Annotated in this window: 22 protein-coding genes and 1 pseudogene; all 23 read right to left on the bottom strand. The window is 33.5% G+C overall.

From position 1 onward, the window contains the following. Positions 1 to 45: 45 nt before the first annotated feature. Entirely contained in the window at positions 46 to 1,359 is a 1,314-nt protein-coding gene (locus tag ABXT67_RS05600) for a UDP-glucose dehydrogenase family protein (protein WP_415376297.1), read from the bottom strand. A 163-nt stretch (positions 1,360 to 1,522) separates the two neighbouring features. Then, positions 1,523 to 2,758, bottom strand: a complete 1,236-nt coding sequence (locus tag ABXT67_RS05595) for an O-antigen ligase family protein (protein WP_415376296.1) — start codon at positions 2,756 to 2,758, stop codon at positions 1,523 to 1,525. Positions 2,759 to 2,815: 57 nt separating this feature from the next. Next, positions 2,816 to 3,556, bottom strand: coding sequence for a WecB/TagA/CpsF family glycosyltransferase (locus ABXT67_RS05590; protein ID WP_415376295.1), 741 nt, complete (start codon positions 3,554 to 3,556; stop codon positions 2,816 to 2,818). A 135-nt stretch (positions 3,557 to 3,691) separates the two neighbouring features. Beyond that, the gene (locus ABXT67_RS05585; protein ID WP_415376294.1) at positions 3,692 to 3,850 is read right to left on the bottom strand and encodes a hypothetical protein; all 159 of its coding nucleotides are present in this window, start codon (positions 3,848 to 3,850) and stop codon (positions 3,692 to 3,694) included. Between the two features lie 178 nt (positions 3,851 to 4,028). Next, complete coding sequence (locus tag ABXT67_RS05580; RefSeq protein ID WP_415376293.1) at positions 4,029 to 5,057, bottom strand: acyltransferase family protein; 1,029 nt, start codon at positions 5,055 to 5,057, stop codon at positions 4,029 to 4,031. A gap of 8 nt (positions 5,058 to 5,065) precedes the next feature. Beyond that, positions 5,066 to 6,199 carry a hypothetical protein gene (locus ABXT67_RS05575; RefSeq protein ID WP_415376292.1) on the bottom strand — a complete coding sequence of 378 codons (1,134 nt, stop codon included), beginning with the start codon at positions 6,197 to 6,199 and terminating at the stop codon, positions 5,066 to 5,068. 4 nt (positions 6,200 to 6,203) lie between these two features. Then, positions 6,204 to 7,277, bottom strand: coding sequence for an O-antigen ligase family protein (locus tag ABXT67_RS05570; RefSeq protein ID WP_415376291.1), 1,074 nt, complete (start codon positions 7,275 to 7,277; stop codon positions 6,204 to 6,206). A gap of 216 nt (positions 7,278 to 7,493) precedes the next feature. Next, positions 7,494 to 8,348 carry a sialate O-acetylesterase gene (locus ABXT67_RS05565; protein WP_415376290.1) on the bottom strand — a complete coding sequence of 285 codons (855 nt, stop codon included), beginning with the start codon at positions 8,346 to 8,348 and terminating at the stop codon, positions 7,494 to 7,496. Continuing rightward, positions 8,345 to 8,554 (bottom strand): annotated as a pseudogene (locus ABXT67_RS05560) (acyltransferase); the annotation flags it as partial. The gene ABXT67_RS05565 and the pseudogene ABXT67_RS05560, both read right to left, overlap by 4 nt. Before the next feature lie 299 nt (positions 8,555 to 8,853). Then, positions 8,854 to 9,933 carry a glycosyltransferase family 4 protein gene (locus tag ABXT67_RS05555; protein WP_415376289.1) on the bottom strand — a complete coding sequence of 360 codons (1,080 nt, stop codon included), beginning with the start codon at positions 9,931 to 9,933 and terminating at the stop codon, positions 8,854 to 8,856. Next, complete coding sequence (locus ABXT67_RS05550; protein ID WP_415376288.1) at positions 9,934 to 10,851, bottom strand: O-antigen ligase family protein; 918 nt, start codon at positions 10,849 to 10,851, stop codon at positions 9,934 to 9,936. It lies immediately after the preceding gene. A 318-nt stretch (positions 10,852 to 11,169) separates the two neighbouring features. Beyond that, positions 11,170 to 12,408, bottom strand: a complete 1,239-nt coding sequence (locus ABXT67_RS05545; RefSeq protein WP_415376287.1) for a lipopolysaccharide biosynthesis protein — start codon at positions 12,406 to 12,408, stop codon at positions 11,170 to 11,172. Between the two features lie 20 nt (positions 12,409 to 12,428). Then, positions 12,429 to 12,926: a hypothetical protein gene (locus ABXT67_RS05540; RefSeq protein WP_415376286.1), complete on the bottom strand. Its 498-nt coding sequence runs from the start codon at positions 12,924 to 12,926 to the stop codon at positions 12,429 to 12,431. Further along, a complete protein-coding gene (locus ABXT67_RS05535) occupies positions 12,908 to 14,467 on the bottom strand; it encodes a D-glucuronyl C5-epimerase family protein (protein ID WP_415376285.1) in 1,560 nt (519 codons plus the stop codon). Before ABXT67_RS05535 ends, ABXT67_RS05540 begins: the two co-directional genes overlap by 19 nt. Positions 14,468 to 14,472: 5 nt before the next feature. After that, positions 14,473 to 15,543 carry a hypothetical protein gene (locus tag ABXT67_RS05530; protein WP_415376284.1) on the bottom strand — a complete coding sequence of 357 codons (1,071 nt, stop codon included), beginning with the start codon at positions 15,541 to 15,543 and terminating at the stop codon, positions 14,473 to 14,475. A 2-nt stretch (positions 15,544 to 15,545) separates the two neighbouring features. Beyond that, positions 15,546 to 16,988: an MBOAT family O-acyltransferase gene (locus ABXT67_RS05525; protein ID WP_415376283.1), complete on the bottom strand. Its 1,443-nt coding sequence runs from the start codon at positions 16,986 to 16,988 to the stop codon at positions 15,546 to 15,548. Positions 16,989 to 17,001: 13 nt separating this feature from the next. Further along, positions 17,002 to 17,985, bottom strand: a complete 984-nt coding sequence (locus ABXT67_RS05520) for a heparin lyase I family protein (RefSeq protein ID WP_415376282.1) — start codon at positions 17,983 to 17,985, stop codon at positions 17,002 to 17,004. 7 nt (positions 17,986 to 17,992) lie between these two features. Beyond that, positions 17,993 to 19,198 carry a UDP-N-acetyl-D-mannosamine dehydrogenase gene (wecC, locus tag ABXT67_RS05515; protein ID WP_415376281.1) on the bottom strand — a complete coding sequence of 402 codons (1,206 nt, stop codon included), beginning with the start codon at positions 19,196 to 19,198 and terminating at the stop codon, positions 17,993 to 17,995. Between the two features lies 1 nt (position 19,199). Further along, complete coding sequence (gene wecB / locus ABXT67_RS05510; RefSeq protein ID WP_415376280.1) at positions 19,200 to 20,345, bottom strand: non-hydrolyzing UDP-N-acetylglucosamine 2-epimerase; 1,146 nt, start codon at positions 20,343 to 20,345, stop codon at positions 19,200 to 19,202. A 51-nt stretch (positions 20,346 to 20,396) separates the two neighbouring features. Beyond that, positions 20,397 to 21,368, bottom strand: a complete 972-nt coding sequence (locus ABXT67_RS05505; protein WP_415376279.1) for a hypothetical protein — start codon at positions 21,366 to 21,368, stop codon at positions 20,397 to 20,399. 53 nt (positions 21,369 to 21,421) lie between these two features. Further along, complete coding sequence (gene rfbD / locus ABXT67_RS05500; RefSeq protein ID WP_415376278.1) at positions 21,422 to 22,282, bottom strand: dTDP-4-dehydrorhamnose reductase; 861 nt, start codon at positions 22,280 to 22,282, stop codon at positions 21,422 to 21,424. Between the two features lie 312 nt (positions 22,283 to 22,594). After that, positions 22,595 to 24,280, bottom strand: coding sequence for a DUF6909 family protein (locus ABXT67_RS05495; RefSeq protein ID WP_415376277.1), 1,686 nt, complete (start codon positions 24,278 to 24,280; stop codon positions 22,595 to 22,597). 65 nt (positions 24,281 to 24,345) lie between these two features. Beyond that, positions 24,346 to 25,842 carry a GH3 auxin-responsive promoter family protein gene (locus ABXT67_RS05490; protein WP_415376276.1) on the bottom strand — a complete coding sequence of 499 codons (1,497 nt, stop codon included), beginning with the start codon at positions 25,840 to 25,842 and terminating at the stop codon, positions 24,346 to 24,348. Positions 25,843 to 25,848: the final 6 nt, after the last annotated feature.

The following is a 25,848-nucleotide window of genomic DNA, read 5'->3' as shown; positions in this document are numbered from 1 at the left end:
TTTATTGATTCGCACACCGTAAAATTTATTGTTCTTTTAAACTGCTTATACACCAACTTCTTTCCTCCCAATAGAGATATACCCAAAGCCGGCATCTCCCATATCTTCTAAATTGTATAGGTTTCTACCATCAAAGATGATTGGATTGTTAAGTAGTTGCTTTGCTTTGTCAAAATCGAGTGTTCTAAAAATGCTCCATTCGGTACAAATTAATAGTGCGTCTGCATTTTCTAAGGCGTCGTACATCGCTTCAGCATATATTAAATTAGCACCAAATCGCTTCTTTATATTAGGCATTGCCTCTGGATCAAACACTTGTAGTTTGGCTCCTTTTTCAAGTAATTCTTTCATCATATATAGGGAAGGCGCCTCGCGTATATCATCTGTTTCAGGCTTGAAAGCCAAACCCCAAATAGCAATTGTTTTTCCTTTTAGATTTCCTTTAAAATAAGATTCAATCTTTGGAAGTAAAATTGTCTTTTGTGTATTATTAACATCAATTACAGCTTCTAATATCTTGAAGTCATAATTTTGATCACTCCCTGCTTTTTGTAATGCTTTTACATCTTTAGGAAAACAGGATCCTCCGTAGCCAATTCCTGGAAACAGGAAGCGCTTGCCAATTCTAGAATCTGTACCCATCCCAACGCGCACTTTATCAACATCTGCGCCCACTTTTTCGCAGTAGTTCGCTATCTCGTTCATAAAAGTAATCTTGGTTGCTAAGAAACTGTTTGCGGCATATTTAGTAAGCTCCGCACTTTTTTCATCCATTATTATGATTGGATTTCCTGAGCGAACAAAAGGGCTGTATAGCTTCCTCATTAGCGCAGTAGCTCTTTCACTGCTGGACCCAACTACGATGCGCTCTGGCTTTAAGAAATCATCTACCGCAAAACCCTCTCTTAAAAATTCTGGGTTTGAGACTACATCAAATTCACACCCCGCGTTTTTGGCAATAATTGCATGTACTTTTTCTGCTGTACCAACGGGTACCGTACTTTTATCTACAATTACTTTATAGCTTTTTATTTTTTGTCCTATTTCTTCGCTCACCCCTAAAACGTAGCGTAAGTCTGCACTACCGTCTTCGTCTTCAGGGGTTGGCAGTGCCAAAAACACAATTTCGCCGTGTTCAAGTCCTTCCTCTAATGAAGTTGTAAATGTGAGTCTCCCTGCGTTGATGTTTCGGTCAAAAATAACATCCAAGTGTGGTTCGTAGATTGGCACAATACCTTGCTGCATTTTACCAACCTTTTCTGCATCAATGTCAACACAAACTACTTCGTTACCTGTTTCAGCAAGACATGTTCCTGTGACTAATCCAACATATCCTGTTCCTACAACTGTTATTTTCATTTTACTTCCTGCTGTATTTTTAATTAGTGGCTTTTTAACTTTTATACTAGAAAACATCCCATTCCAATGGCTTCTCTAGGCATCTTCAAAAGGAAAGGGTTAAAAATCTATTTTGACGAGAAATTTGTAGCTCATTTTTTCCTTTCCACAAAAATACATTTTGCTAGTTGTTTTTCAATTCTTTGTTATCATTCATTTTTAAATACGTACTATTTGCTAAAAGAATAATAAGCATCAACCCAATGTAATACGATCCAATCTGGCGATGAAAAACATTTTCGACCAGACAGTACAAACAGAATAACACGAGCATTGCTGTCTGAAAATAATTGTTGCGATTATAGAAGAACAAAGCCACTATAAGTCCAATAAATAAAAGGAGCCCAATAACACCTTCACTTATTAAAATATCTAAAAACTGATTGTGAGTATTGTAACTTTGATCGATAAATCTATCTTTAGTTTCACCTTCTTGCATAGTATTTGTGTAACAGGCAACCAGGTTTTCTTTTGTACGATCTAATCCAATTCCCGTTGCGGTAATTCCTTGATCTTGGAGAATCTTCCAACTACAGCTCCAAGTGGTATAGCGTGTATCGAGAATTTGTGTATTCTTTATTGTATTTATAATGGTCTCTTTATAGCTGCTCGTATTCGCATCTTCTTTTTGAGTTTGATATTTGAACAAAAACAATGCTGCCATTAATAGAACAAGTACCCCTGCCGTAGTTGCCAATCTCAACACCCTTTTCTTTCCGTAGCATTGCCTTAGTAATAGCATTGCAATGAGTGCCAATGCCGCAATTTTTGAAACCACTAAAAACACAAAGAGGACATTTACTATGATGGCACCTAGATAATATCTATTGTTTGGATGGTATTTTTTACGCATTGCATAGTACGAGAATAAAACGCTTAAAACACTTATCATCCCTAAATACAACCTATCAATCAAGAGCGCCTCAATGGTCATTTGTGAATCCCAAAACTCAAAACCCTCGACGGTGTTTGCTGAATAAATAATACTAACTATCGAAATTAAGATCGCGGCAATGGAAGAGGCTATTATTGCCTTTTGAACTTTTCTATCGTGCTGAACGGGCAAATACAAAACGACTAACCCGATGGCTAGCCCCATTTTTTTTATGCTGTTAATATCCCCATCTATTGTTTGAGAAAAAACACTGTTTAAAAGGGTATATAAAAAGAAAACCAATAAAATAAAAAACGGCACTTTATTGATTTTAAAAAAATGCTCCCGCTTTATAATAGAGGGAAATGTGATCACTAAAATGAGAAACAAAATATTGGGCAACGCACGCACATACTCATCAAAAGGAATGATGAGAAACAGGAGCATAAATGCAAATGGGTAAATGGCGGCAAGGATAATCTTCATAGTAAAACTTGCGGTTGTTTATTTCCTTCGAAAGATAATGAGAATATGACAATTTGATTAGCTGCGCTTCAACTTTTCTTTTAAAACCAAATACATAAATGTGGTGTTCCCTACTAAATAGCGTTTCCACATGCGCTTGGGTTCTTGAGCAAATCTATAAAACCACTCCAAACCAGCATTTTGCATCCATACTGGGGCTCGTTTTGTTTTGCCTGAAATTACATCAAAGCTTCCGCCAACGCCCATTATTAAGTTAATATTCTTTAAGGCTTTGCGATGTTTGTATAAAAAATTTTCTTTAATTGGAGAGGTAATTGCTACAAACAAGAGTTGTGCACCACTATCACTTATTTGTTTTGCAATCCCAACCTCGTCTTCTTTTTTGAAATAGCCGTTGCGATAACCTGCAATTATATTTGGGTTGTGTTTTTGTTGATAAATTTTTACCGTTTCTGAAACCACTTCTTCTTTAGCTCCAAACAGAAAAATTTTATAGTCTTTTTTGTGGGCCATTTCAACCAAGTTTTCCATTAAATCAATGCCGGCTACGCGCTCTTTTAATGGTTTTCCTAAAAATTTACTTGCCCATACTACAGCCTGACCGTCAGCATTAATAATATCACTATTATTGACACTTTGTCTAAGCTGCGCGTCTTTTTGCATTGCCACCATTTTACCTGCGTTCACGACAACGTGGTGGATTTGCTTTTTCTCTTGAATTGCTTTATGAATAAGATCCAGGGTTTGCTCCATTGACAGATTGTGAATGGTTGTATTGAGTATGCTTATAATGGTCATTTCTATTGGGTGTTCCCTTAAAAAAACTTGGTGTCCAAAAATACAATAAAGAACACAATGGATAGTAAAACTTAAACACATTTGTTTCCAAGATAATAGTGTCAAAACCTCACAATATTTTATTGTTTAAATTCTTTAAACCAATAATAAAAATATTTCTTTTTCTTTATTTATCCCATTTTTGTGAGCTTTTACAACTTTTGCTACTTCATCTACATCAAAATATGACGAAAACTGCGAGGTTGTCTTGGTAAGTAATTGCAGTATTTGATCATTATATGTTTCAAACCACACTTTTGTTGGATAATTGAATCCTTAAAGTGGTTGCTTATTTGGGTATATAACAATTAATAGATCTTATAATGTTTTCTTCACCCAACGACTATAAATCTCTCTCAGGCTGATAGATTATTAAGGGTCTAGTTGAAAAAGTCTTCCGATTATAATTATTAGAATACCAAGTGGAACTAAATTAATATTTAATGCGTTTTGAAAGACTAATACAAGGTTCTTCAACTATTTTATAAAACAACCAGGAAATTACAATTATGGGTATGACGGATAATAAAATTAATATGGTTCGGGTTGAATCATCCTTAACATGAGGTATTATTAATTTTGAAAAACCTCCACCTAGAGGAACGTGTAAAAGGTACATTGAGAAACTAATTTTCCCTAAAAATAGAAAAATTTTAGGGCTTTTTTTCATCAGAAATAAGACAATAGTTGCAAATAAAATAGCAAGAATAACACCTAGCTTAAATTCAGTAAAACACAAACCAATAATAAGTATGTTTATTAAGACATATGAATACTTGCTAATTAAATTTTCCTTTAGTTGAAATATCGTTATTCCAACTATAAACACTGGAAAATATTGAAAAATTAAACTTCCATAATGGAGATATGTCCCTTTTATTAAAATAAGAAATATAGCCCAACATAAAATCGTAACTACTAATAGAAATAACGTGTTAAGCAGCTTTTTATTTCCTACAAATGCCGGATAAATCAAACCTATTAAAAGATAATATTGAAACTCTATACCCAATGACCAATAGACAGGGTTAATCCAGTTTTCTGATGCCACAAAGCTTATGAGGTATCCCAAATGCAAAATAAAATTTGAAAAATCCACATTATATTCTCCCCATCCCCAATATATATCTGGAAGTCTACTTAAGATGATATAGATTGACGCGGTAAAAAAAATAGATAAAACAAATACAGGCTCTATTCGAATAATTCTTTTAAAGAAAAATGATTTGAAATTTGAAATTTTGAAATTTGATTTATACATTGAATATGGAATAATATATCCAGAGATAACAAAAAAGACAAATACTCCAAATTCACCTCCACCTCTGAAAGTGTTATAAACAATGCCTTCTGGATCTAAAAACCCTTTAGTATGAGTTATATGAAATAACACAACAGATAACGATGCTATACCCCTCAAAAAATCAATAGATTCTAGTCTTTTAGTTTTTAATTTATTCATTTATTCATTTAATTTTTTTGAGACTCTAAGATTTTTTCTCGAATTACTAATAAGTAAATTGCTAATGAAGCATTCTCAAAAAAATTGCCAGATAAAAATACTATAAATACAAAAAGTAAAATAAAATACAAACTAGTATTAGTGCATTTAAAAGTGATGTAGCTTTTTGCATAAAAATATAAATATAGCAGACCCCCTATTATGCCCCAAAAAAGAAAAACATCAATAAAGCCTAATTGAGATCTAATCTGTAAATCTGTTATTCCTCCCAAAATATAATGTATGGTGGCCCAATATTCTTGGATATATGGAAGGGTTATTTCTACTAATAAATTATCTCTATATGATAGTATGGAAGAGATCAAGCCGTCTTCAACCCTAATTTTGTTAAATAATCCAAACTTAAAAAAGAATACGTATGCTGCCAAAGCGACGGTTGTAACTAGCGCCAATAGAAGTAGCGGCGCCTTCTTTTTTTTAATTGAAATGAAATGTATTACAAAGGAGGCTACTACCACAAAAATAGCAACATACCCAACTTTAGTGCCCAGCAAAAAGGTGCATACAATTGTAAATAGAACTAGTGGTTTTTTAAAGAACTGTCTTTTGTGTTTTACCAACAAATAAAAAAGTGCAGTAGCATAAAAATAGGATCCTGTGGCAGAGGTTATTAATAGCCCATTAAATCCAAATCTTGATCCTCTATAGGTTGAAAATAAATTGATGTCAAACAATAATCCCACAAGAATTAAACAACTATTTATTAAGAGTATTGTTTCAAACATCTTAAAGCCAAGTACTCTTGCTTTAACATTATTTTTATGATGATTAAAATAAAAGAATAGAAGTAAAGGAAATAGCAATTTGACATAGTTTGTAAGGATTTCAAATCTAAATCCATCTTTCAAAAAAAATTGACCAATTACCACAAAACAGCAGAGCAGGGCAATCTTTAACAATTGTTTTTTTTCTTGGATGAGCGCTACTGTAAAGAAAATTAAAACGCCCAGTTTTATATATTTAGCTGCCTGTGATTTATCCTGAAAAAACACGATTGAAACTTTACCATACGCTTCAGAAATGAAAAAAAGTAATAATAGCGAAGAAAGCAAATAAGTATTAAAATGTTGTTTTAACTCCATGTGGCTAATCCTTTAGGTTTATATAAGACAACACTGATCCAAACAGCCCCACAAAAGTTATTCCTGCATTCAATGCAAGATAATTTTCAAATAAACAAACGACTGTAATTATTACAAAAAAGAAAATGGTTAGTGCGCGTTTTTTGAGCACAGCATAATAAAGGTTCGTCATTAAATATATTAGAAATAATAGTAGGCCTAAAGCCCCATATTCAAGACTTACAGACAAATACATGTTATGCGAATCATACCTTTTTTTTGCAGATGAAAGAAGACCGTCTTCTATAAATTGTTTGTTCAAAACTGTTTTCTCCATTTTGGTCCCATAACCAAATATGGGCTTTTCTTTAATGACTTGTACTGCAGATTTCCATCTTGCAATACGAGAATCTGCTTTTGTGTTTAGATTATAGTTTGAATCTTTTTGATCTGACAGCTCCCAAGAAAGCTCTTTTGTCATTCTAGTTACAATGAATGTTTCTGACAACAAATAGTGTGAAAAAAAGCCTCCAGCACCTATCGCGGCTATCATTATAAAAAACAATAAAAATTTCTTTTTTAGATACCATTGTCTTAGTAGTACCAGCATAGTAGTGCCTATTAACAATGCATATAATAAAAATACTACTCTAGAATTTAGAAAAAGAATGCCTAGAGATAATATGGCAATCATCACCATAACTAATACTCTTCTGTATTTTGAAAACTTTTTGAAGTGAGTTAATAAGATCGCTATTGCGAGCAATGCATAGGTTCCCAAATAAGTAGGGTGAATTCCTAATGGCTTCGTAAAACTATAATAGGTATAGTAGTAGTTTAAAAGCTCATCATCAATAAGTAAAAAAGGTCTTGTCGCATAATAACCATAAAAATTAAAACTCAATAGCACTAAAAAAGTAAGAACACAACCCAAAATAATACCACGAAACAATTCTTTTTTAATAGTTTGTAATGAATCTTTATTGTAAAATAACAAAATAATGGGACACAGTAAAAAGGAAATACTTTTAGCTATTTTACTAGAGCCAATTAACAGTGGATCACTATACAATAGACCAATAATACTAATTATAAACAAAGGAAGCAGTGTATAATACAGCAGCTTATAATTAATGTTTTGTAGCTTACTTTTATTAAAAAAAACTAGTCCAAAAGCGCTGGCAAAAAAAAGAATTAAAAAAACATTGCTAATTTTAATAGACAAGGGTAAAAAAAAAGCAGTTAAAAAAGCACCGTATAGATGGCTCTTTTGCAGTGTTATGGTTTTTTTTAATAATGATGTCATCTAGTAGGTCTACAATATGTTTTGAGCAATGAAATTAGCAACCACATTCCCAATATCATTTAAAGCTTCTTGGTTATAGTGTACAGGATCTTTTAGCCAGTCTAATTCAATAAAATCTTTTGTTTTATTATAACCAATGTACGTGTTTGGCAACGATGCCGCAACTCTTTGTTGAGTTTCTCTCACCAAGCCATTACCAACATCACAAGATTCACAAGTTGCGTGTCTCCCCGTTTCAATAATAACAAAAGAAAAAGTTGGCCCATATTTATTTGTGTACCGGTTTATTAGATTTATTAACCCCAATTCATATTGTTGAACGGTGATAACACCCTCACCAATAGCTAGACCGTCGTTTTCTCCTTGTGACCATACCAATACTATGTTTGTGCTTTCTGCATTTGCATTAGGAAGGGTGTCTATTGCAAAATCTATCTTAAGTAAGCTATTGCTTAAAAGGTCTCCACCATCGCTCCAATTTACACCTTCAATTGTTTCTGCCGCCGGCACTAACGAACTGCCTCCTCTTGCTGTTTGCACTACATAAACCTCTTCACCAGTTAACTCTAAATAGGAATAGGCTAATGAAGGCGCAAAGCTACCTGTAAATGCTTTTTGAAAGCCTAATTCATTTTGTCCTCCAGGGTCTTCAAGTGTTATATAAGACCCAAGGATTGACGTATATTCATAACAAGGGAAGTCTCTTATTATAGAGTCTTCTGAGTCTCCAACACCCGCTGCGTTACTTTGGCCCGCAATAATAAATAAGGTTGTTTGATTTATATTAATTTCTTCTAAAATATCCTCATCCGTAGCGCAACTAATTAGAAAAACTGCCGTCAATAAAACTAAAATATGTTTCATCCTCTTTTTTTTATAAATTTTGCGGGTACTCCACCTACAATAGTATACGGTACTACATCTTTAGTAACTACAGCCCCTGCAGCAACAATAGCTCCTTTACCAATAGTAACACCGGGCATGATAATTACATTACGAGCCAACCAAACATCATCTTGTATCTGGGGTGGTTGAGACTCCGTATCTCCTTGTGCTACAATGGGTATGTCAATGCGTTCGTGATGATGGCTAACACTTAAGATGGCTACGTTGGGAGCAACAAGAACATTGTTTCCAATAGTCGCGGCTTGGATAAAAACATTTTCATTGATTCGGCAGTTGTACCCTATTGTGAGTCCTTTGGTATTAGAAAGGTATACATTAGGTTCTACCTTACTAGTATGGTCATTTGGCATTATTTTCAAAACCTTAGAAAGGTACCAAACCCTCCATCTGCTGGTAAAACCAAGATATCTAGAATGAGGGAGCTTTGAAAAAAAGATATAATAAAAAACAAGTGCTATTTTTTTTAACATAAGGGTTTAAGATGGTTAAACAACTTTTTTGTTACAGTATTGCTTTCATATTCTTGGGCAGTAGCAATAGCGTTTTTTTGTAATTTTATTTTAGCTTCCGCTTCAAGTGCTACATATGCTTTTATTTTTTGTGATAGGGCACTTGCATTATTAGGCTCAAATAAAAAACCATTTTCGCCCTCTTTAATATAGGCAGAGGGCGCTCCTATATTGCTTCCTATTACTGGGAGACCACAAGCCATAGCCTCAAGACCCACTAAACCAAGACTCTCATTCAATAACGTTGGAAAAACAAAAACATGCTGGTCCGCATAAATTTTTGATATTTCGTTCTGGGCTAACAACCCTAAAAAGGTAACTTCCTGCTGCAATTTTAATTCTTGAATTAGGGATTCCATTTCCTTTTCTTTATTGCCCTGTCCAATAATTGTTGCTGTTACATGATACCCCTCAATTATTAATAATGATATACTTCGCAAAAACACATCCCAGCCTTTACCGCTGTCTATTCTAGATGTAAGTACTAGCTTTAGGTTGCTTTTTGATGCTATAGTTTCATTCTTGATCGACCTAAAAATATCAAGATTAATTCCTCCTGACGGATATACCACTACTTTCTTAAAATCCTTTTCGAGATACCCTTTCTTTAAAATTTCAGAAAAATAGAAGGACGGCACCACTATCAGTTTGCAGGCAAGTAGCGCTTTTTTGTTGAGTTTACCTACTAAAGAATTAGTGCTGAATTCTGAAATATCTGAACCATGAATATTAACCACAATAGTTTTCTTAAAAAGTGTTCCCAGCATAATAATCAAGGGAGCGTTGTGCGACAAATAATGAACGTAAATAAAATCTGCTTTCGAGAAAACACCTTGATAAATAACTTTTGTATAATAGTATGCGTATCTCAGTGTTTTTTTGGCAGGATTGGATGTTTTTCCTTTAATCACTACCATATTCGTGAAATTAGCTCCTTGAGACTCTAGTTTTTCTTTAAAATTTTTCACAAATACACCAAACAGCCCATCTTTTTTTGAGGGGTACATATTTGAAAGTAGTAATATATTCATCATTTAAGATTTTAAAGGTTCACTTTCTTTATAATACATCAACCCAAATAAAATACCCACAAAAGCAGCTGCCATGCCTGAACTAAATACATGTCCTGCTAAGGTTGAAATGGCAAACAAAAAGACCACCATAAAAAAAACTAAATTGGAATATGGTCGAGAAGTGTTTTTAGAAAACCTGAGTGCCTGAAAGCATAAAAACACTAATACCGCTAGAAATAATACAAGTCCTACAAAACCGTAACCGAAAAATATATCTGCTATGTCCATTTCTACAACTTTCTCATTACTAATTAACTCATAATTATAATTTCCAACTCCAATTAGCTTTTCGACAAAATCATATTGCCTAACATAATTGTGACATGCATCTTCTAAAAACACATTTCTGTTTGACAAAATAAATGTCCAAAAATCGAATTTTTCTGAAAAGTACACTAAACGTATATAAAAAGTGGTTCCTTGAATAAACCTCCAGGATCCAAATATTGCCAAAGGAACTACAACCCCTAGGGAAAATAGTATAAAAATCATCTTTTTTAAGTCTAATCTTAAAGAGGGTCGTTTGAGCGGAATTAATAAAAAAAGCAACATTATACCAACAACTCCTGTTTTTGAACTTACCGTTAAGCCTGCAAACAATGTCACTGCCCATAAAACAAAATAGTATTTTTTTTTATTTTGATTCCAAAGATTAAAAGCTAGTACAGCACTGAGTATGATGAGCAGAACAGATATCTCATTTCCCGCAAAAAAGAAGCCCTTACTTCCTATGTTTCCAAATTCATACATTGGATATCCCAAACCAACGTACTTCAAAAATATATTAAACACCAGCACTATATAAGAAAATAGAACCACCTTCCTTAGTTTTTTAATCGCAGTTGCTTTTTCTCTTTTAATGTAGTCTACGATATACATGAAACAAAAAAGCGGCATCAAATACTTTGAAATTTTTATTAAATCCAGTAATAAAAATGATGCTGAATTCTGTTTAAATATTTGATAAATAGTAGGCAATAGCAGTGCGGTTAAAAAAAAGAGTGACACCAGTAATAGCCGCCAACGAAAAATGAAAATAAAAAATATGAAAAATAAAATTCCTGTTTTATATAATTGGCCAATGCTAATTGGCAACGATACTCCATTTTTTAATAAGAACCCATTAAGCATATCAACAGGCAATAACCAAAACATCAAAAAGATGATAATTCTATCTATGTATTTTAGTTTTAGCAATTATAAATTCTTTTTTAAATAAGATTCTGCACTAAATAATAAACCAATTAATAGAACAAAATACGTTAATAAGTTCGTAGAAACTGCTCCAATCAAGCCATATTTTGGCAATAATGTAAAAATAAGCCCTATGTTAATAAATGCCACACACAAGACCACATAAAAACGCTGCTTTTGCTTACCAAGAACTACTAATATCATTTCATAGTTGGTAAACATAAATCGTATTAAAATGGCTCCTAATACGATTCCAAATGCAAGTGTGGTATTGTCATTTATAGGAACTTTAATAATTCCGAATAAAAAATCTTTAAGCATATAAAACGCAAAAACAAACATAAACCCCACCGCCAAGCTATAGCCTTGGATTTTTCTAAAAGTTAAAATAAACAATGTGCTTTTCAGATTTTTAATGTAGTTGAGCATCACTTGAGAAAAAGAAACTGTAATTAAAAGTAATGGGGCAATGACAACAAACAGTGCTCTATAGTAACCATAAGTTGCTGTATCTAATAAATAAAATAAAAGCAACATTCCTGATTGAGCATAAAACGCTGTGGTCATCTCTTGAAGACCAAAATACGTTCTTTCAGTAAATGCATTTGAAATTCTACGTACTCCTCTCCTTACAGAAATACTTTTAAAAGCAGTCACTATCCTTTTTGAAGAAAATACAGTAAGTAAAAAGACCAAGCTGTTAATACCAATTAATAATATAAAAACAAAAGAAATATCTTTCCTAGCGTTTGGGATAAAAAAAAGATAAGCAACAAACCCAATTAAAAAAAGGAAGAAGACCGCATAAGCCTTTAACTCAATTAAAAATTTTCCTAGGCCTTTGTAGTAGGAAAAAAGGCTAATATTTAAAGACAGTATAAAGCCCAAAGCAATGCCATATCCGTAATACTCCCAACCTTTAATGTCGCTTATAAAAAAATCTAAAAGAAGGTAGAGTAAAAGAAGTAGTCCCGTTAGTATAAACGAAATCACGAATGAATCAAATAACTTTTTGATGCCTCCTTCTTGATCTTCAACTTCGTTAATTAAATACGTTGGGCTTCCAAAAGGTAGTACCGCTAAAAGTATGTTTGAAATACTATAAATAAATGAAAAGAGTGCATACGAAGTAATGTCTAATACATTGATTAATGCAATATTAAAGACCCAACGTGAACCAAACTGTAATCCTTGAGAGGCGTTGTTTGTAATAATATTTTGAAAAAAGTGACTAGTTTTCATAAAAGCACGATTTACAAACTTTAAAGTTTAATATTTTTAAGATAAATCATTTTATCTCCTAAGACGCCTTTATAACCTTCTCGGTTAAAAATAAAAACATGAAAACTATCCATTCTCTTTATTTTTGTTTCAATAGCTGTTCTAATATATTTATGATTATTAATCGTTTCTAAAATAGGCTGGAAAGACCATATAATATGGTTTTTATCTTTTGGCTTGTATTCTTTTGTTGGATACACAACCATCCCTAAACTATAAGCTTCGATAGAATCTTTTATAGCTTCATTTCCTAATAGATACACAAAATCATAATGGGTGGAATCTTTTTTGAAAAAGGCTAGTTTTTGTATAGGATATCCTGCAATAAGTTGATCATCAATATTTCTTATCTTATAGTAATTTTCTAAACCATTTTCTAGAGATTCTTGATATGTTTCGTTTGAACAACCAAGGCATAACAGCAATATGATAACGAAATATAAATTCATTTTTGGAACAATTATAAGTTTGATGTCCATTCCTCTACTTCTTTAAGTAAATACTCAAATTCTTGAGTTCTATCAAAATTAAAATCTAGCTCTCGTAATGCTATAATGTTATCATTAGTAGCATTAAAAACCAGTTTTAATTTTTGAGCTTTAACTTCTTCGAATATTTTATAGTGGGTAATGAAAGTCTCAAAATTACCCGTTTTATTATATCCTGTTACCGCATCCTTTATGTTCTTACTTATAAATTGTTGAACATATTCCCAAGTTTTTGAAGTCTCATTGTAAGCATACAATTTAAAACTTACATCTTTACTTTGTTCAGAAATATGAAAAAGAGTGATTGCTTTAAAGTCCGTTCTTATTTCGCCTAAATCAATTAATAGTTCTGCTTTTTTATGTGAGCTCCAATAATTACCAAAAGCCCAAAAGCCATTGGTTAAATTTTGTGTCCCATACTTCTCACAATCAATACAAAAACTTGCATCAATATTTTTGATTTTTGGTGTTTTAAGATCGTAGCGAGTTCCGGTTCTAAAAGTGCCTCTGTCAGATTCAAAGAACCTTTTAGCATATTCTTTAAAAATAATTTTTTTAGTAATTGTATAATAAAACAACAATTGTATGATATGTTCTTCGTGATAATGTTCTTTTGAAACTTCGTTTTTCCAATCTGCTAAACTGTATCGAGAAGTATATTTAGCATCATAATCTTCTAGATGATTAATAAGAGTCTCGACTCCCGCTGCAAAAATTTTTTCTGCAAAAACCGAATTTAACTTCTTTGCAACATTACGAACCCCTGTAAGTCCATACATGGTGCCGTTAAGTACCCTTGATGGTTTTTTTGTAGGATACTCTTCAAACCAAAGTTCATCACTATCCCAAGGTCTCATAAACCCTCCATTTTCTATAGGCACTATATATCCTTTAAGTGCTTTTTCGATAAGCTTCTTATACTTGATCTCTTTGGTTAAAAGATAGGCTTCCAAACAAGATTCTAATAATAACCCTTGACTAAACACAGACGGCCAACCTGGATCTAATCTATATAATGGAGCGGCTTCACTAAAATACCAAAACCCATAATGCTCTGTTTCATAAAAGTTATTCTCTATCCAATCCATTTGATCGAAAAAAACTTTTTTCGCAGCTTTTGATTTTGTTTCCTTATACTTTTTTATTGCTCTCAACGCAATCTTACCAATTGATGTAGGGTGATATTTGTTGTTCTGTATAAAAACACCATTATCATCTAGTGTCGCAACATTGAAAGCTTCTTCTGGGTTGAGATTAGGGAAAAATGAAATTGTATCACTAGCTAAGTCTTCAAACATTAAAGGTTGTGAGATATCAAATGTAGACCCATCATTAAAGACAACACTATTTTCTTTATAGGTGTTGGAAAACCTTGTTTTTACATATTCATTTAATCTTGTTCTATCTAACCTTGAGCTGTCATTTTTAGTAAGCATTATTTTTTCAGAATCTATTTTTAAGTTTGTGTTCTGCTCTTTTTTACAACTATATGATAGACCCAGAAGGACAAAAAGGACGATAATTTTTTTCATTTTAATTATTTTATAAAATTTTCTACAAATGTTGAGGAATATTCTTTTCTAAAAGACTCGTATATTTTATGTTCTTTTACCCAAACATCTTCATTGGATCTATCTTCTAAATCAAAATTTGCATTTATATATTTAGCTAAAAAAGAACTCGCTTTGATACTACCAAAAGTATTTAAATGAGACGTGTCTTTAAAATCCTTGATGGTAAGATTCATTTGCGCATAATAATCATTTAAATTAAGAACGGATACCCCTTTAGATTGGCAATATGCTTCTAATTGATTAAAAAAATCATAATTAAAAAAAAGCTTGGCTCTAGGGTCTGGAGAAGAAACAACAAATAGTTCTGCCCCTGTAGTCTTGGCTATTTTAAAAAAGCTCTCTATATCTTTTTTTGCCTGATCGCTAATCATATTCCTAGTGGTGTCTACAACCTTTTTTGCGATACTAAAGCCTTTATGTTTTTCTAAGTTTATATCATCTATTATTAGCTTTGAACCTAAAAAACCCCCATAATAAAAGTTTTCTTTTTGATTTATATATCGCCTCCTAGACAAATCAAAATATTTCTTTTTATTCCATTCTTCATGGTTTCTGACTAATGGAAAATATACTGACATATATTCATCAAGGTCATACACTCTCTTTGTTTTTTTCCATTTTTTTTCAGAAAAATTGGAAACAAAGTCCATGGCTCTTAAATGATATCCCTTATCAGGGTCAGTTTCAATGGATGTTAATGTAGACGGATATATTTCTAATATAATTAATTTAGGAGTGTTATATTTTAACGATTCTTCGAGCACAATATCTGTGAGTTGCATTTTTAATCCATCAGAACCAAGATTATAGCTTATCGTTTTGCACACATCATTAAGTATTAACGGGTTGAAAGCAGTGTACGCATGTGAGCTACCATAAATTACAACATCGACATTTGTTTTGCGAGCTAGTTCTATATAATCTTGGGTTGTATTTACATAGTAGTGTCTAGATGCAAAAACCTTGTTTAAATAGATGAAAAACCCAATAAGTATTGCTAAAAAGAATGAAATATGTAGGGTTTTCTTTTTCATTATTAAAATTGAAAATAAATAAATTCTGAAACACTATCGTTGCCATAAATACCGAAAACAACAATCGTGTAAATGACAGATACATAAACGAAGCTGCGCAGAAAAAATGGCGCTCTATTCAACAATTTAATAGCATTGTACCTTCTGTGCAGCGCATCAAAAAGGAGTAATAAGACAATTGTTATTAAAGCTAGGTTAAACTCATGAGAGACCAGGCCTAATTGATAAAAGTCTTTAAAATCTGGAGTGATGTTAAAAAGATTTGATACTATAAAAATACTGTCTGAATAACTATTGGCTCTAAAAAAGATCCAAGCAAAACAAACAATGATAAATGTAAAAGTTGTGAAGAATACTCCATTAAAAACCGTGTTTCTTTTAACAATCAAGCCATAATTTGTAGCGGCTTTTTCTGCAACAATAAAGCATCCGTGTATAAAACCCCAAATCACAAATGTTATAGCCGCTCCATGCCATAAACCGCTCACTACAAAAACAATAAACAAATTTAGGTATACTCTATATTCACTTTTTCTGCTGCCTCCCAAAGGTATATATACATAGTCTCTAAACCATGTTGATAATGAAATATGCCATCTACGCCAAAAATCTGTAATAGAACGAGCAAAATAAGGAGTGTCAAAGTTTTTCATTAAATCAAATCCCAAAGCTCTAGAAAGACCAATTGCTATATCGCTATAACCAGAAAAATCACAATAAATTTGAAATGCAAAAAAGACTGTGGCTATTATTAAATCTTGACCACCGTGATCTGTTGGATTATTATAAACTTGGTTTACAACAATGGCCAATCTATCCGCAATTACCATTTTTTTAAATAGTCCAAAAGCTATTAATAATAACCCACTCTTTACGGCGTCGTATTTAAATATATATGTTTTATGAAACTGAGGCAATAGATGGGAAGCTCTTTCTATAGGTCCAGCTACTAATTGAGGAAAAAATGCCACGAACGTAAAAAACGACAATGCATCTTTTGTTGGTTCTATTTTTTTTCTATAGATATCTAGCGTATAACTTAGCGTCTGAAAGGTGTAGAAGCTTATCCCAACTGGTAAAATAATATTTAAAGTGTAGTCGTCAATAACAGCTCCAAATAGTCTAAAAGAACTAATAAAGGAGTCTATAAAGAAATTGGTGTATTTAAAATAAGCTAATAAACCTAAATTTACTACAAGGCTTGTTATCAAAAATCCTTTTCTTACCGCCTCGTTTGTAGTTGCGTGTATTTTTTTACCAATACTAAAATCAACTACCGAGCTAAAAGCTATTAGAAATAAAAACCTCCAATCCCACCATCCATAAAACAAATAACTGGAACCCAGAAGAAATATATTTCTTAAGGTAAGTTTTTTCGCAACCAACCAATAAACTACAAAGAATATTGGAAAGAATATTGCAAAATCTAAAGAGTTAAAAAGCATCTTTTGTTTTAAATTAATTTACTGGAACCCGATCCTTTTTATTCGCCCAAACCTTATCAAAGCTAACTACTTTCCTTTTTGTTTCATCTGCCTGATAATTACAATTCCACCATCCATATTTGTAGATACCTAATTTTAAGTACATTCTATAGTTTTTGTAGGTGTTTTTGCCTTTAATACTATGCATTTTAACTCCATCTCTCCAAACTTCCACAATGCCTCTTCTGTCTTTAGTGGAGAGTTTTATATGAACTTTCCAGTCGATCCATTTGTTCTTTTCCACGGGGCCTAAATCATACGATTCCGGTTTCCCTCCATTAATATTAGTAATGCCAAAATAGAATCTATCTTTAAGTATAGAAAGTACAATTGGAGGAGACACGACCCCTTCTCCTGATAAATGAAATTGAGAAACAATGGTTCCGTTATTTACTGTCTCTAGCTCGTAATCTTTGTCTAAAAGCATTTTAAAACCAAACCAATGGTCTCTGTTAGCCTTATATAAACTTTGCTCTGAGGGACCCGTAATCGCAATTTCATTACGTTTCATGTGCACATCCCAGTCATAGATGTACTTTTTTAATGGGCTGTCTGTACTACAATCTGTGCAATAAAGGTTTTTTGATGGATTAAATTTTGCTTCAAGGACAGCATCTTCAATTACATTATTGTTTCGCCTATCATCACAGGCGTATTTAGAATAAAATTTTGGAGAGATTTTATTTAATTCAAAACGTAAAATTTTATTTCCCTTTTGAAAAGGGTCTTCTACAATTTTTGTGCTTTTATAGAGCTCTACAGAGTCCATTTTACCATTTTCATTAATATCAACATCTCTTATAGCGTGGTTGGTTCGCCAAATAGCGCCATTTGATTTATTCTGAAACAGATTATCTATTTCCTCAAAACTATCGTAATTAAAATCCTCAAAAAAGTAGGTTTGTGAAAAGCTAGTCGCACTTACAAAAACGAATATCCCTATTAAATACTTTTTCATATTGTGATTATTTTAATCCTACAAAATCAATAATAATCTTGTTTTCCGATTTAGTCAGGTTTTTAAATTCACTATGTGCTACTAAAAATACAATAATATCTGCTTTTTCAACGGCATCATCAATAGCATATATTTTTTGCGCCTTCGTGCTTTCTATGTTTGGTTCTACTCTCAATACCCTATGGTTTAAGACCTCTAGCTGTTCTGTAAGGTATAAAGCTGGAGACTCTCTTAAATCATCGATGTCTGGTTTAAAGGCTAACCCCATACAAGCAATAATAGCATCTCTATTGTGCGCTATTTTAAATTGCAATGCTTGATTTTTTACCTTTTCAATGGCCCATTCAGTTTTATAATTGTTTACTTCCCGAGCAGTACGTATTACCTTACTCTGTTCAGGAAAAGCAGCTACTATAAACCAAGGGTCTACCGCAATACAATGTCCTCCAACCCCTGTGCCTGGACGTAATATATTTACCCTTGGATGTTTATTTGCTAATGCTATCATGTCCCAAACGTTAATCTCTGCTTTGTCACAAATCATAGAAAGCTCATTCGCAAAAGCGATTTGATTATCTCTAGAAGCGTTTTCTACCAATTTTACCATTTCTGCAGTCCTTGCATTCGTTGGGTGCAGTTCCCCAACAACAAAGTGTTTGTAGAATGAAATTGCTTTTTGTGTGGATGCATCGTCAATACCACCTATAGCCCTGTCATTATGTTTGAGTTCGTGAAGCACATTCCCAGGAAGCACTCGTTCTGGACAGTAAGCTACGTATATTTCATTTTCTAATTCAGGTCTTTCAATAAGAATAGTGTCTAACATTTTTTGAGTTGTCCCAACTGGACTCGTTGACTCTAAAATAACCAAAGCCCCTTTTGTTAAAGTAGGTATGATGCTTTTTGTTGCAGAAAGGACGTAAGACAAGTCTGGAACGTGATCTCCTTTAAATGGAGTAGGTACCGCTATTAGATAAACGTCAGCGACTACAGGTGCGGTAGCGGCTTTCAAATACCTCTTTTTAACCACGTAATGGACCAACCCGTCTAAGTCTGGCTCTACAATGTGTATTTCGCCTCTATTTATAGTGTCCACGACGTTTTGAGAAATGTCAACTCCAGTGACACTCAATCCTCTACTTGATATCAATGCTGCAGTTGGAAGTCCTATATACCCCAAACCCATCATTACCACACTTGGCTTGTTTTCCATATTATAATGCTTTAATAAAATCGAGTATTCTTTTAGAGGCTTTACCGTCTCCATAAGGATTATGCAACATACTCATTTGCTGGTAGTATTCCTGGTTATCTAATAATTCTTGGGTTTTTGAAACAATAGCATTTTTATCTGTTCCAACCAGTATAACAGTACCCTGCTCTACGGCCTCAGGCCTTTCTGTAGTTGTTCTAGTTACTAATACCGGTTTGCCAAGGCTAGGAGCCTCTTCTTGTATCCCACCACTATCTGTTATAATAATATGGCTTTTCTCCATTATCCATATAAAAGCAGGGTATGCGAGTGGACTAATTAATTGTATGTTTTCAATATTTGATAACATTTCGTGCACAGGACCTTTTACATTGGGGTTTAAATGAACCGGATAGATAATTTCAACTTCTGGATTATTGTGAGCAATTGTTTTCAGCGCGCTACAAATATTTACAAGTCCTTGACCATGGTTTTCTCTTCTATGACCTGTAACAAGTATTATTTTTTTCTCAGTGTCCTGCTCATTATTCTGAAATTCTAAAAGCTTTTTTAAACTTTCAATTTCTTCATCTTTAAAATTGGAAGTATTTACTTTTTCAATTCCGAAGAGAAGTGCGTCTATAACTGTGTTTCCAGTTACTAAAATGTTATCTTCTTTAGTGTTTTCGGCTAAAAGATTTTTTTTGGAAAGCTCGGTGGGTGCAAAATGATAGTCTGCAATCTTACCTGTTAGCTGGCGGTTAAACTCTTCCGGAAATGGATATTGCCTATCGAATGTGCGTAAACCAGCTTCTACGTGGCATATTTTTGCTCCGCTATAAAAAGCTGCTATCCCAACAGCCATAGAGGTTGTGGTATCACCGTGTACATAAACGTAGTCTGGCTTAACTTCATCCAGTACAGGTTTCATGCCTTCTATAATAGTTGCTGTTAGGGTATAAAGATTTTGATTAGGACGCATTAAATCTAAATCATAATCTGGAACGATTTCAAAGAATTCAAGAACTTGATCTAGCATTTCACGGTGCTGCGCGGTAACGCAAACAATCGTTTCAAAGTTTTCATTCTTCAAAAAAGCCTTTACCAAAGGAGCCATTTTTATAGCTTCTGGGCGGGTTCCGAAGACCAATAGATTTTTTTTCTTCATTATATTCAATATCAAAAATAATTCGTAATTCAGTTGTACTTGTTCAGTAAGTTATTCAGAATTCGCGTATCGTCTAAGATTTTTGATTAAGTGAAGAAAAAAGAAGAATGCAGAAAATAGAAAAACTAACAATACTGGATATCTCACTTTATTCGAAAAGCTAAGAAAGCGTTCGTTCGTTAAATTGTAATCGGCATTTATTAGTTTTATAGGTTTTGTATAATCTAATTGCGCCGTTTTCAGTACCACAAGGTTCGCTAAAACTTGCCTTTTTTTATCAATTAACTCGTGTTGATCGTTATTTGTAACTACTTCTATTGAAGATGGTGCGCTATTGAAAGTCGCACTCGCCTTTATCAAAGTGTCTATCTGAGTTAAGATTTTATAATATTCCTTTATTTCAAAATCTTTCGTTTCCTTGAATATTTTTTCATAAGCGCTGAAATGATCATTGTCATTTAAAAATTTTATTAAATCGCTAACAACCTTTTCTGAAGAGTCATTACTCTCTATTGAGACAGACATTCTATGATATTTGTAGTATTTGCTGTTTGCAAATTCTTCCACATAATCTGTAAAATCTTGCTTTTCTGAAAGAATACTGAAGATGTCTATATTCGCTCGCGACTTGGATAGAAAGTTATACAAATCTACGATTGGCTCAATTTTAATGTTTTTCAATCTCTTAAAGTTGGCGCCTAGAATCTGCTTCATATAGATAGTATCGCCAGCGCTTATTTTTTGGTTTACTGCTTTTACCTTGTCATAGAGATAATCTACACTTTCAAAATTAGGGATTACAATCAATTCATTATTGTAGGTTTTTTCGGCGGTAGAATCTTTATAATATCCATAAGCGAAACCTACAATTATTAGTAGTATCACGATTATAAAATATTTTTTAAAAAATGCTAAAACGAGGAAAAATGATCTAAAAACACTTTTAATAAAATCATTTACCTTTTTAAACAAATATCCTAAATCTATCTCTTCAGGTTGTTGTGTGTTTTGATTTGTGCTCATAGTATTTTATGAATGTGATAAAATTAATATGTTATTAAGATGTTTAAAAAACACTATGGTTGCGTATTCAAACCTTTCATTAGCCCTTTTAAACTTATGGTCCAAGAAGGTGCAACTACGTTTAATGCTTTCTCAATTTTTTTAGTATTCAAAACACTTCTTTCAGGTCTTGCAGCAAAAGTAGGATAATGATCTGTTTTTGCAAGTTTTGCAGCCTTTAATTGAGGAGAATTGGCAAGAATTTCTTTTGCAAAATCGTACCAAGTACAAGCGCCTTTGTTTGCAAAATGATAGATTCCATATTCAGGTGTTCTCACTAGCATCTTAAAAATTACATTTGCTAGATCATTTGCATTGGTGGGGGTACCTGTTTGCTCAGTGGTGATTTTTAATTCGGTTCCTAAGGCACCGTGCTTTAAAATAGTATTTAAAAAATTATGCCCATATTGAGAGTATAGCCACGAGGTTCTTAAGATATAGTGTGTTTTTAGATACTGCTCAATGTATTGCTCGCCCTTTAATTTTGAAGCACCATATACATTAATGGGGTTGGTAGCATCTGTTTCTACATAATCCTCCAAGCTTTCACCGTCAAAAACATAGTCGGTTGAAATATGAATAAGGGTTGTGCCTTTTTCTAAACATATTTCGGCAAGCTTTTTAACTCCTTCTGCATTAATATCACGGGCTTCTTTTGTATCCGTTTCAGCTTTGTCAACATTGGTATATGCTGCTGCGTTTATACAAAAGTCAAAATTATTTTTACTGAAATAATCTGCCATTTTTATAGGACTGCCCAAATCCATCACGGTCCGATCTGTAAATATTACTTCAAATTCAGAGAATTCTAGAGATGCATCTTTAAGGCACCTTCCTAGCTGTCCATTTGCTCCTGTGACTAAAACTCGTTTCATATGTATTTGGTTTTTAATAAATAGGAAGATAAAATGCCTAAATTATTCATCTTTGGTTGGTTTACAAATTATAAATGGGCATTTCATTTATTACATTCCTTAACTCTTTTTGCTTGATCTTTATGTTGAATAGTGCTATATATTTGTTGGATACAAGGCAGTATTTTTCTCATATTTATCTGTGGTCTTATTCTTGTCTAAAACTCAAATTACATAAATTTTATATCCTCTAAGCATGCTCTTTTTTAAGAATTATTTCTTTGAAAACCTTAACAACAGCAACTTTGTTGTTTTTCGAAATGTCTTTTTAGCTTATCCTAAAATATGCTTTAGCATTTTTTCTGTTATTAAATAGGTGGGTTTTACACCCGTTGTGCCCAAGCCACCAGAAGCTAATGTGCTTCCTGTTTCTAATGGGTTGTCACTGGCGTAATATGCATACATTAATTTAACCTTTTTGTTGATACTACCTCTGATTCTTGAAGCAGCTTGTATCGCTTTTTGATAATGCGCTCCTTCCATTTCTAGACCTATTACATTCCAAGTTGAAGTAAAGAAAAAGCGCAGTACATCTCTATTTTGTAATGAGGTTCCTAAAACACTTATCATAGAGCCTTTGCAAACTTTTATCGCATCTCCAGCAAAGTCGCTTACCTTTAGACAGTTTTTAAATGGATAATTATCTGCGGTACCTTCAAAAACGTGAGCAGAAGGTATCATTATATCCCCTTTTCCCCCTTCCAATATTCCTGCCTTACCCATAATACCAATGGATGCAACGTTCAAGAAGTAAGTTTCCTTACCTTTTTCAAAGGGTTTTAAAAGCTCATCCATGGTTTCATACGCTTGCTCTCCAAAAGCATAATCCATAACAATAATGACCGGTTTTTTTTCGTCAGCTTTCTCAGAGTCGACTAAGTCGTACGGTAGCTTTTGAAGTTTTGCTGTATCAAAAATTTGGACGTTAATATTGGTTCCGCTTTCGTCTTCAATCATTGTCATCCCCTCCTTCAATGCCACTTTCATCGTTTTTTCACGCTGCTTTATACTTTTCGAATTGCTTAAAATCTCAAAGAGATTCATTAAGCTTCCCTTCTTTGCTTCAGTAGGCAGTGCTTTTTCGGCATACAAGCTATTCATCACACTGTGCATATTTGCACTAATAATATGTAATGGCCGCTGTAACAGTCCTTTTTCGTCCAAAACACTTTTCACTTTATAGGCCCAACGCTCGCCATGAATATGGTGTCCCAAACGTTCGCGCAAAACAGTGCTAAATGTTATGATGCGTTTTTCATTTTTTACAACTTCGGCAATGGCCAGTTTTCCTAGATAGTAAATGATGTTTAAAAACCTATCGGGTTTATCAGGAAAGCTAAAATCATCATAAACAGCCGTAACCTCCTGAAATGTTCTCCCTAAAAAATTAGCGGTATGCGTGAGCGCTATTTCTTTTTCTTGTTGCGTAAGCGGCTCTTTTTTCTGAACGGCCTCTTCTAGCTTTTTCCAATCTCTAATAACGCTTCCATCATCATCAATTACGACCTCTTTCATTATCTTATGAGATTCGATATAAAGAAATGTAAGGTGTGTAAGAATGTCATATATTTCGCTTCGCCCTCGCGTAATTTCAATGTTCATTTGCTCGCCGTCAATACGGTAGCAGTTGCGCCTTCTTTTTGGAGGAATGATAGCGGTAAAATGAGAGTCTTTATACCCTTCGTCACTGGTAAGGTTTATATAAAGGCACTCTTCAATGCCATTTGGCAGTCTATCGATAACATATAATAAACCTTGAAGTTCAATTTTTTCTTCGGCAATTGAGCCATAAATTTCTGGCCTGAGGATAAGCAACGATTCAACCAAAGATTCTCCTGAAATACCCATAGGCTTATAAAAACCTCGGTTAAACAAGTGCCGCATAGTAATGTACAAGCGCTCTATGGCGCCTGTACTTTCTTGTGCGCGTGAACGTGTATGTGCTTTCTGTTTATTCATTGCCGCAAAGATAATAGATTTCTGATACCAATTACAGGACGAAAATATTTCAAATAACCATTCATTTAAATCTTAAAACTCTCCAAAGCATCTGCAATCTTGCGGTCATTTGCCAAACGCGGCACTTTATTCTGCCCCCCCAATTTGCCTTGAGATTTCATATACTGCTGAAAAGCATTCCTTTTTAAAGAAGTGATTTTTATTGGCTGAAGCATCCCGCCTTCAACTAAATCTTTATAGTAACTGTTTTGTCCTTGAAGCGCTTTATCTAAATAATCACCTACTTCTGAAAAGTCTTCTGGCGTTGTTTCAAACTCAATAAACCATTCGTGGTAAGCGAGTTCTCCTTCTTTTGGATTGGTTTGTGGAGCGACTGTAAATTCAGAAATAGAAAACTCAAACGTCTCCATTGCTGCTCGCATTGCTGTTTCTACTTCTTTGCCAATAACATGCTCTCCAAATGCTGATATAAAATGTTTTATCCTCCCTGAAACGACGACTCGATACGGAGTAAGCGAGGTAAACTGAACGGTGTCTCCCAGATTATACGCCCACAATCCAGCATTAGTAGAAATTATCATAACATAATTTACATCCAATTGTACTTGACCAATAGTTAGCCTTTGCGGGCTTTCTCCAAAGAACTCATCTGCTTTTACAAATTCGTAAAAAATACCGCTATCTAACTGTAGCAGCATTCCTTTTTCCTTTTGAGAATCTTGAAATGCGAAAAAACCTTCGCTCGCGGGGAATAACTCTATGCCTGGAACTTTACGACCAATCAATGTTTCAAATTTTGCCCGATAGGGTTCAAAATTTACACCTCCGTAAATGAACAATTCAAAGTTTTTGTAAAGGTCACCCACTTTTTTTTCTGTGGCTTCGGTTAGCTTTTCAAAATACATTTGCACCCAAGGAGGAATCCCGCTAATAACGGTCATGTCTTCTGCCTTAGTTTCTTCTACAATTGCCTGTACTTTAGTTTCCCAATCATCAATACAATTGGTCTCCCAAGAGGGCATTCTATTTTTTTGAAGGTAATTGGGTACATAATGTGCTACAATTCCCGACAGTCTTCCTAAACCAATTCCGTTTTTTTCTGTCATTTCAGGGCTGCCTTGAAGAAAAATCATTTTTCCCTCTACAAACCCTGCCTTTCCTGTTTCATTAATATAGTTAAGAATCGCATTTCGAGCCGTTTTGATGTGTGTAGGCATCGATTCTTTAGTAAGTGGTATGTATTTAGCTCCTGAAGTGGTTCCTGATGTTTTAGCAAAGTATAAAGGTTTTCCTGGCCACAAAATATCGGGCTCACCTGCAACCATTCTGTCCACATAGTCTCGCAATGCTTCATAGTCTCGAATAGGGACTTTAGCGGCAAAATCTTGAAGTGATTTTATTTCAAAAAAATTATGGTCAATACCAAATGCAGTGTTTTTGGCATCGTTAATCAATGCCTTAAAAACTTTTTCCTGAGTTTTTACGGGCCTGCTTGCCCAACGGTTTTGTTTGTTTACAACAAACTTTGCGAAAATTTTTGCGCCAAAAGATTTTAAAGACATAGTAAA

The sequence above is a fragment of the Patiriisocius sp. Uisw_017 genome (genome assembly GCF_047731265.1).
Taxonomy (GTDB): Bacteria; Bacteroidota; Bacteroidia; order Flavobacteriales; family Flavobacteriaceae; genus Patiriisocius.
This window is presented reverse-complemented; position numbering and strand designations above follow the sequence as displayed.

Coding starts and splice junctions, on each gene's coding strand:
- ABXT67_RS05600 (WP_415376297.1), bottom strand. CDS start 1,359: ATGAAAATAACAGTTGTAGGAACAGGATATGTTGGATTAGTCACAGGA.
- ABXT67_RS05595 (WP_415376296.1), bottom strand. CDS start 2,758: ATGAAGATTATCCTTGCCGCCATTTACCCATTTGCATTTATGCTCCTG.
- ABXT67_RS05590 (WP_415376295.1), bottom strand. CDS start 3,556: ATGACCATTATAAGCATACTCAATACAACCATTCACAATCTGTCAATG.
- ABXT67_RS05580 (WP_415376293.1), bottom strand. CDS start 5,057: ATGAATAAATTAAAAACTAAAAGACTAGAATCTATTGATTTTTTGAGG.
- ABXT67_RS05575 (WP_415376292.1), bottom strand. CDS start 6,199: ATGGAGTTAAAACAACATTTTAATACTTATTTGCTTTCTTCGCTATTA.
- ABXT67_RS05565 (WP_415376290.1), bottom strand. CDS start 8,348: ATGAAACATATTTTAGTTTTATTGACGGCAGTTTTTCTAATTAGTTGC.
- ABXT67_RS05555 (WP_415376289.1), bottom strand. CDS start 9,933: ATGATGAATATATTACTACTTTCAAATATGTACCCCTCAAAAAAAGAT.
- ABXT67_RS05550 (WP_415376288.1), bottom strand. CDS start 10,851: ATGTATATCGTAGACTACATTAAAAGAGAAAAAGCAACTGCGATTAAA.
- ABXT67_RS05545 (WP_415376287.1), bottom strand. CDS start 12,408: ATGAAAACTAGTCACTTTTTTCAAAATATTATTACAAACAACGCCTCT.
- ABXT67_RS05540 (WP_415376286.1), bottom strand. CDS start 12,926: ATGGACATCAAACTTATAATTGTTCCAAAAATGAATTTATATTTCGTT.
- ABXT67_RS05535 (WP_415376285.1), bottom strand. CDS start 14,467: ATGAAAAAAATTATCGTCCTTTTTGTCCTTCTGGGTCTATCATATAGT.
- ABXT67_RS05530 (WP_415376284.1), bottom strand. CDS start 15,543: ATGAAAAAGAAAACCCTACATATTTCATTCTTTTTAGCAATACTTATT.
- ABXT67_RS05525 (WP_415376283.1), bottom strand. CDS start 16,988: ATGCTTTTTAACTCTTTAGATTTTGCAATATTCTTTCCAATATTCTTT.
- ABXT67_RS05520 (WP_415376282.1), bottom strand. CDS start 17,985: ATGAAAAAGTATTTAATAGGGATATTCGTTTTTGTAAGTGCGACTAGC.
- wecC (WP_415376281.1), bottom strand. CDS start 19,198: ATGGAAAACAAGCCAAGTGTGGTAATGATGGGTTTGGGGTATATAGGA.
- wecB (WP_415376280.1), bottom strand. CDS start 20,345: ATGAAGAAAAAAAATCTATTGGTCTTCGGAACCCGCCCAGAAGCTATA.
- ABXT67_RS05505 (WP_415376279.1), bottom strand. CDS start 21,368: ATGAGCACAAATCAAAACACACAACAACCTGAAGAGATAGATTTAGGA.
- rfbD (WP_415376278.1), bottom strand. CDS start 22,282: ATGAAACGAGTTTTAGTCACAGGAGCAAATGGACAGCTAGGAAGGTGC.
- ABXT67_RS05495 (WP_415376277.1), bottom strand. CDS start 24,280: ATGAATAAACAGAAAGCACATACACGTTCACGCGCACAAGAAAGTACA.
- ABXT67_RS05490 (WP_415376276.1), bottom strand. CDS start 25,842: ATGTCTTTAAAATCTTTTGGCGCAAAAATTTTCGCAAAGTTTGTTGTA.